This is a genomic window from Halomonas sp. A11-A, from assembly GCF_003182195.1.
Lineage (GTDB): Bacteria > Pseudomonadota > Gammaproteobacteria > Pseudomonadales > Halomonadaceae > Halomonas > Halomonas alkalicola.
On sequence record NZ_QGTM01000016.1, the window covers coordinates 59038 to 66532 of the forward strand.

Here is a 7495-nt window from a genome sequence, read left to right on the forward strand (position 1 = left end):
GGGCGCTGAGGGCGGGCCTCAGAGCCCGACCAGGGCGCCGGCCACGCCGGCAGCGCGGGTCAGTGAACCCACCACGATACCATCGATCAGGCTGATGGCGATGAACGCCACGATGGGCGACAGATCGATCATGCCGAGCGGCGGGATCACCTTGCGCAGCGGCGCCATGATCGGCTCCACCAGCTGCATCACCAGCAGCGCCCCGGGATGGCTGGCGTTGGGGGCGACCCAGCTGAGGATGATCATGGCGATCAGCGCGAAGAAGTAGATCTTGAGGATGGCGTTGGCCAGCGCCGCCACCGCGCCGATGGCCACGGCGGCGACCGGCGCCATGCCGAAGCCGGCCATCTGCAGGATCATCACGATGCTCACCGCCTTGATCACGAAGCCGGCGGCCAGGGTGGCCAGGTCGAAGCGCCCCAGCACCGGGCCCAGGAAGCCCTGGAAGGGGCGCACCGCCGGTTGAGTGATCTTCACCACCGACTGGCTGATGGGGTTGTAGTAGTCGGCCTGTGACGCCTGCAGCAGGAAGCGCAGCATCAGCAGGAAGATGTACAGGTTGACCAGGGTGTTGACCAGCAGCAGGCCGGCATTTCCCATGAGGGTTCCTCCATGTCGTGGGCAGGCCGCCGCCCGGCGGCCCCGTGTAACTGATCCTGGAACTAGCGGCCGCCGAGCTCGGTGGCCATCTCACGGGCGCGTGCGGCGCAGGCGTCCATGGCCTCGGCGAGGATGCGGCGCAGCTCGGCCGCCTCGAGGTGCTCGATGGCGCGTTCGGTGGTGCCGCCCGGCGACATCACGTTGCGTTTGAGCTCCGCGGGGGACTTGTCGCTGGCCATGGCCATCTTCGCGGCGCCCAGCGCGGTCTGCATGGCCAGGCGGCGGGCCGTGTCGGCAGGCAGGCCCAGCTTGACGCCGGCCTCTTCCATGGCCTCGAACATCAGGAAGAAGTAGGCCGGGCCACTGCCGGAGACGGCGGTGACGGCGTCGAGCAGGTGCTCCTCCTCGACCCACTCCACCAGGCCCACGGCTTCCATCAGCTCGGTGGCCAGGGCCCGCTGCTCGTCGCTGACGCGGGCGTTGGCACAGAGGCCGGAGGCGCCGGCGCCCACCAGGGCCGGAGTGTTGGGCATGCAGCGGACCAGCGGCAGGTCGCCGCCCAGCCAGGCCTCCAGGGTGGCGGCGTCGAGGCCGGCGGCCACCGAGATGATCAGCGGGCGTTGGCGCTGCACCACGCCGGCCAGCCCCTCGCAGACCTCCTTCATGATCTGTGGCTTCACCGCCAGTACCACCACATCGGCCTGGGCGACCGCGGCGACGTTGTCGGTGTTGGTGTGAATGCCGTAGCGCTCGTGCACCGGGGCCAGGAAGGCGTCGCTCGGGGAGGTGGCGGTGATCGCGGAGGGCGAGAAGCCGCTGTCGATCATGCCGCCGATGATGGCGCTGGCCATGTTGCCGGCGCCGATGAAGGTGACTCTGGTGGGCATGGGGGTGTCCTGTATCGCTCGTCGAATGGAGCCGGTGGGGCATCCGGCGGCTACGTTGTTCGGTTGGTGCTCAGCGGGGCGGTTCGCGCTCCCCGAAGATGGCGGTGCCTACCCGCACCAGGGTGGCGCCCTCCGCCACGGCGGCCTCGAGGTCGTCGGTCATGCCCATGGAGAGGGTATCCAGCGGCGCCCCGGGGAAGCGGCGGCGCAGCGCCTCCAGGGCCTCGCGCAGGCGGGCGAAGGGCGCGCGCTGGGCCTCGGGGGTCTCGGCCGGGGCCGGGATCGCCATCAGGCCACGCAGGTGCAGGCGCGGCATCGCCAGCACGGCCTCGGCCAGCGCCGGCAGCTCGGTGAGGCTCACACCGGACTTGGTGGCCTCGTTGCTGATATTGACCTGCAGGCAGACCTCGAGCGGCGGCATGCCCTCCGGGCGTTGATCGTTCAGGCGCCGGGCGATCTTCTCACGGTCTACGCTGTGTACCCAGGTGAAGTGTTCGGCCACCTCGCGGGTCTTATTCGACTGCAGCGGGCCGATGAAATGCCAGACGATGCCGTCGAGGTCGGCCAGCGCGGCCTGCTTGGCCAGCGCCTCCTGGACATAGTTCTCGCCGAACTCGCGCTGGCCGAGATGCCAGGCCTCGCGGATCAGCGCCGCCGGTTTGGTCTTGCTGACCGCCAGCAGCTGCGCGCCCTCGGCCGGCCGGCCGGCATCCGCTAGGGCCGTGGAGAGACGCCGGCGCACCGCGGCCAGCGATTCGGCGAGGGGGGTGGAGGCAGGAGGGGCCGTCATGAGGCAAGCTCTGTCATACTGAACATTACAAGATGTCACCAGGGCTTCGGGAGCAAGGGAAAACACATGGATATTACCGAACTGCTGGCGTTCTCGGCAAAACAGAAGGCCTCCGACCTGCATCTTTCGGCGGGCCTGCCGCCGATGATCCGGGTCGATGGCGACATTCGCCGCCTGAACGTGCCAGCCATGGAGGACCGCGAGGTCCGCAAGCTGATCTACGACATCATGGCCGACCGCCAGCGCCGTGACTACGAGGAGTTCTTCGAGACCGACTTCTCCTTCGAGGTGCCCGGCGTGTCGCGCTTCCGTGTCAACGTCTTCAATCAGGCGCGTGGCGCGGGCGCGGTGTTCCGTACCATTCCCTCCGAGGTGCTGACCCTGGAGGACCTCGGCCTCGGCACCGTCTTCCGTCAGCTCTCCATGCTGCCCCGCGGCCTGGTGCTGGTGACCGGCCCCACCGGCTCGGGCAAGAGCACCACGCTTGCGGCGATGATCGACTACATCAACGATAACCGCTACGAGCACATCCTCACCATCGAGGACCCGGTGGAGTTCGTTCACCGCAGCAAGCGCTGCCTGATCAACCAGCGTGAGGTGCACCGCGACACCCACGGCTTCGCCCCGGCATTGCGCAGCGCCCTGCGCGAAGACCCCGACGTGATCCTGGTGGGCGAGCTGCGTGACCTGGAGACCATTCGGCTGGCGCTGACCGCGGCGGAGACCGGCCACCTGGTGTTTGGCACCCTGCACACCACCTCGGCGGCCAAGACCATCGACCGTATCATCGACGTCTTCCCCGGTGATGAGAAATCCATGGTGCGCTCGATGCTCTCGGAATCGCTGCAGGCGGTGGTCTCCCAGACTCTGCTCAAGCGGATGGGCGGCGGGCGTGTCGCGGCCCACGAGATCCTGATCGCCACCGCGGCGGTGCGCAATCTGATCCGCGAGGACAAGGTGGCGCAGATCTACTCGGCCATCCAGACCGGCGGCAACCTGGGCATGCAGACCCTCGATGCCGCGCTGGCCAAGCTGGTGGCGGACAACGTGGTGGCGCGCGACGAGGCGCAGGCCAAGGCCAAGGGCGTGCTGGCGAGCTGACCGTGGGCGGCCGCGCGGCAGGGAACAACCGGCAAGAGGAGCAGGGACATGACGGCGAAAGAGTGGCTCTACCAGCTGCTGGATATCATGGTGCAGAAGGAGGCGTCGGATCTGCTGATCTCGGTGAATGCACCGCCGACCCTCAAGATGGCCGGCAAGCTGACTCCCCTGGGCGACCAGGGGCTCTCCGTGGCCCAGGTCGATGAGCTGGTCAGCGCGTCGATCCCGGAGACGGTGATGACGCGCTTTCAGGTGGAGCGCGAGGCCAACTTCGCACTCAGCCTTAGGGGCAAGGGGCGCTTTCGCGTCAGCGCCTTCCAGCAGCGCAACCAGAAGGCGATGGTGATCCGGCGCATCGCCTTCGAGATCCCCCACCTGGAGGAGCTGTCGCTGCCGCCGGTGCTGGGCGAGCTGGCCAACAACAAGCGTGGCCTGGTGTTCGTGGTGGGCGGCACCGGTACCGGCAAGTCGACCACCCTGGCCTCGATGATCCAGCAGCGCAACGAGACCCTGGGCGGTCATATCATCAGCGTCGAGGATCCCATCGAGTACGTGCATCCGCACAAGAAGGCGATCATCAACCAGCGCGAGGTGGGCATCGACACCGACTCCTTCGAGGTGGCGCTGAAGAACACCCTGCTCCAGGCGCCCGACGTGATCCTGATCGGCGAGATCCGCACCCGGGAGACCATGGAGCATGCGCTGACCTTCGCCGAGACCGGCCACCTCTGCCTGGCGACCCTGCACGCCAACAACGCCAACCAGGCGCTTGATCGCATCATCCACTTCTTCCCCCACGAGCGGCACGAGCAGATCTGGCTCGACCTCTCGCTCAACCTGCGCGCCATCGTGGCCCAGCAGCTGCTGCCCACGGTGGATGGCGGTCGCTGCCCGGCCATCGAGATCATGCTCAAGTCACCGCTGATCGGCGATCTAGTGCGCAAGGGCGAGGTCAACGAGATCAAGAACGTGATGGCGCGCTCCCGGGACCTGGGGATGCAGACCTTCGACCAGGCGCTCTACGACCTCTTCCGGGCGGGCAAGATCACCGAGGAGGTGGCGCTGGTGCACGCCGACTCGGCCAACGACCTGCGCATGATGATCAAGTACGCTGACGCCGGCAGCGAAGGGCTGGCCCAGGCTCGCGAGGCGGCGAGCCAGCTCTCGCTCAAGCGCGACGAGGACTTCTGACCCGACGCGTCGGCTGCCCCTGGCGCCGTGGTTCAGGAGGCGTAGACACCGCCCAGCACCCGGGGGCCGGCGGCGCCGGTGACCGAGGGCAGGTTGCCGGGCATGCCGTGCAGCCTTCTCCAGGCCAGCCAGGCGAAGGCGCCGGCCTCCAGCCAGTCGGCCGGCCAGCCCCACGCCGCGCTTTCGGCAAGGCGCGCGCCGGGCAGGTGGCGAGCGAGCCTGGCCAGCAGGTCGCGGTTGTGGGCGCCGCCGCCACAGGGGATCAGCCGCGCGGCATCGGGAGCCTCGAATCGCTCGCGCGCCATGGCCACTGCCAGCGCCACGCTCTGTGCCGTCAGCTCCGCCAGGGTGGCCTGCACGTCCTCGGGGCGCTCCTCCCCCGTCAGGTGCCCCTCCAGCCAATCGAGATGAAACAGCTCGCGCCCGGTGCTGCGCGGCGGCGGCAGGTGGAAGAAGGGCTCCGCCAGCAGCCGACCCAGGAGCGCCGCGTCTACCCGCCCCGAGGCCGCCCAGGCGCCGTCGGCATCGAAGTCGCCGCCGCGATGGCGGGCGTGCCAGGCGTCGAGCAGGGCGTTGGCCGGCCCCGAGTCGAAACCGAGCGGGGCCCTCGGGTCCTCTGCCGGTGGCAGCAGGGTCAGGTTGGCGAAGCCGCCCAGGTTGAGCACCAGGCGCCACTCGCCGGGGGCGCGAAACAGCGCCTCGTGGAAGGCGGGCGCCAGGGGGGCCGCCTGGCCGCCGGCCGCCAGGTCGCGGCGCCGGAAGTCGGCCACCACGCAGCACCCGGTCAACTCGGCCAGCAGGCTGGGGTTGTCGAGCTGCAGGGTGTAGGCGGGCCCGCCGGGGTGCCCCTGCGGGGCGTGCTCGATGGTCTGGCCGTGACTGCCGATGGCCTCCACCGCCTCGCGGGGCGTACCGCTCGCCGCCAGCAGCGTGGCCACGGCCTGAGCCTGGCGCCGGCAGAAGGCGTCCTCCGCCGCCGCCAGGTCGGCAAAATCTGCCCCCGCGGCGTGGCACAGCGCCCACAGTGATTCGCGCAGTACCGCGGGCATCGGCTCGGCGTGGGAGGCCAGCAGGCGGGGGCGGCCGCTGGCTGAGGTATCGTCGATCTCCACCAGGGCGGCGTCGATGCCGTCCAGACTGGTGCCGGACATCAGGCCTATATAGAGGGGCATGGCACTCTCTCGGGTCGTTGGGGCGTCACCGCAAGGCGTCGACTCATGCTACCATCCTGGCCCAATCGATGGCCCCCGCCGGGGTCCGGCAACCGTACACGTGGAGTAGGAGACGATGAGCGACGTGGCTAGCGCACTGGCGCTGCTCAAGCGAGGCACCCAGGAGATCCTGCTGGAAGAGGAGCTGATCAAGAAGCTGGAGTCCGGGCGCAAGCTGCGGATCAAGGCGGGCTTCGATCCCACCGCCCCCGATCTTCATCTGGGGCACAGCGTACTGCTGACCAAGATGCGCCAGTTCCAGGATCTCGGCCACCAGATCATCTTCCTGATCGGCGACTTTACCGGTCGTATCGGCGACCCCACCGGCAAGAACGTCACCCGCAAGCCGCTCACCGAGGAGGAGGTTCGCGCCAACGCCCAGACCTACAAGGAGCAGGTGTTCAAGATCCTCGACCCGGAAAAGACCGAGGTGCGCTTCAACTCCGAGTGGTTCGGCGAGCTCACCGCCGCCAAGATGATCGAGCTGGCGGCCCAGAGCACCGTGGCACGCATGCTCGAGCGCGACGACTTCGATAAGCGCTACAAGGCGGGGCAGCCGATCTCCATCCACGAGTTCCTCTATCCACTGGTGCAGGGCTACGACTCCGTGGCGCTGGAGGCCGACATCGAGATGGGCGGCACCGACCAGAAGTTCAACCTGCTGATGGGGCGCGAGGTGCAGAAGCACTTCGGCATGACGCCTCAGGTGGTGATCACCATGCCGCTGCTGGAGGGGCTGGACGGCGTGCAGAAGATGTCCAAGTCACTGGGGAACTACGTCGGCGTGGATGAGGCGCCGGGCGCCATGTTCAACAAGCTGGTCTCCATGCCGGATAGCCTGATCTGGCGCTACTTCGAGCTGCTCTCGCTCAAGTCCAACGATGAGATCGAGTCGCTCAAGCGTGACGTCGAGGGCGGTGCCAACCCTCGCGACATCAAGATGATCCTGGCCCGCGAGCTGATCGCCCGCTACCACGGCGAGGAGGTGGCGGCCAATGCGCACCGCTCCGCGGGTAACCGGCTGGCTGAGGGCGAGCTGCCGGAGGACCTGCCCGAGGTGGAGGTGGACTTCGCGGGTAGCGAGCAGGCGCCCATCGCGGCGGTGCTCAACCGCTCTGGCCTCGCCAACAACAGCGCCCAGGCCAAGGACATGCTCGGCAACGGCCGGGTCAAGGTGGATGGCGAGGTGGTCGAGCGGGATCATATGCTGGCGACCGACCAGAGCTATGTGATCCAAGCGGGCAAGAAACGCTACGCCCGGGTGACGCTCAAGAGTCGGACATGAACCGGCTGGCCCAGGCCAGTGGACGCTGCGCCCGCCCAAGTGCGGGCGCAGCCGTTTCCGGTCGCTGATCGTCCATCTATCCACAGCCCCTTTCGCCGCGGCGCTGTGGATGGTTTGGACCGACGCGCTGGTCCGTTGGATTCACCGCTCTGCCATTATCCTGAAATTTTTTTACAGAGAGGGCTTGCCCCGGGCCGGAGGAAGCCGTAAAGTACGCATCCGCTGCCGGTGACCAGCAAGGTTGCAGGCGGTAATAGGTGGTAGAAGTGGTTGTTCTGCTTGGGGTTTTTGAGAGATTTCGAAAATCTTCTTGCTTGACACTCACCGCGGATTCGCTAGAATGCGCGCCACTTGTTCTGCAGGGCTCGCTAAGGGCTCTATTCGCAACGCCTCGGCAAGATGAGGCGGGTTGTCAGCGGAGATCGGACGG

General features: G+C 67.8%; 7 protein-coding genes. 3 read left to right on the top strand and 4 right to left on the bottom strand.

The window, feature by feature from the left end:
• Window positions 1-18: 18 nt before the first annotated feature.
• The 3 genes from DER72_RS11055 to DER72_RS11065 all read right to left on the bottom strand — a co-directional run bounded on the left by DER72_RS11055 (window position 19) and on the right by DER72_RS11065 (window position 2277).
• Window positions 19-600 (bottom strand): YggT family protein, encoded by a 582-nt coding sequence (locus DER72_RS11055; RefSeq protein WP_110070045.1) that lies wholly within the window; start codon window positions 598-600, stop codon window positions 19-21.
• A 62-nt stretch (window positions 601-662) separates the two neighbouring features.
• Complete coding sequence (gene proC, locus DER72_RS11060; protein WP_110070046.1) at window positions 663-1487, bottom strand: pyrroline-5-carboxylate reductase; 825 nt, start codon at window positions 1485-1487, stop codon at window positions 663-665.
• 70 nt (window positions 1488-1557) lie between these two features.
• Window positions 1558-2277: a YggS family pyridoxal phosphate-dependent enzyme gene (locus DER72_RS11065; RefSeq protein WP_219983270.1), complete on the bottom strand. Its 720-nt coding sequence runs from the start codon at window positions 2275-2277 to the stop codon at window positions 1558-1560.
• Between the two features lie 66 nt (window positions 2278-2343).
• Here DER72_RS11065 and DER72_RS11070 point away from each other — a divergent pair, with 66 nt between their 5' ends.
• Both DER72_RS11070 and DER72_RS11075 read left to right on the top strand, forming a co-directional pair.
• Entirely contained in the window at window positions 2344-3378 is a 1035-nt protein-coding gene (locus DER72_RS11070) for a type IV pilus twitching motility protein PilT (protein WP_110070048.1), read from the top strand.
• A 48-nt stretch (window positions 3379-3426) separates the two neighbouring features.
• Entirely contained in the window at window positions 3427-4569 is a 1143-nt protein-coding gene (locus DER72_RS11075; protein WP_110070049.1) for a PilT/PilU family type 4a pilus ATPase, read from the top strand.
• 32 nt (window positions 4570-4601) lie between these two features.
• Here DER72_RS11075 and DER72_RS11080 read toward each other — a convergent pair whose 3' ends face one another.
• Window positions 4602-5741 carry an anhydro-N-acetylmuramic acid kinase gene (locus DER72_RS11080; protein ID WP_110070050.1) on the bottom strand — a complete coding sequence of 380 codons (1140 nt, stop codon included), beginning with the start codon at window positions 5739-5741 and terminating at the stop codon, window positions 4602-4604.
• Between the two features lie 115 nt (window positions 5742-5856).
• Between DER72_RS11080 and tyrS the strand changes: the two genes are divergently transcribed.
• A complete protein-coding gene (gene tyrS, locus DER72_RS11085; protein WP_110070051.1) occupies window positions 5857-7065 on the top strand; it encodes a tyrosine--tRNA ligase in 1209 nt (402 codons plus the stop codon).
• Window positions 7066-7495 lie beyond the last annotated feature (430 nt).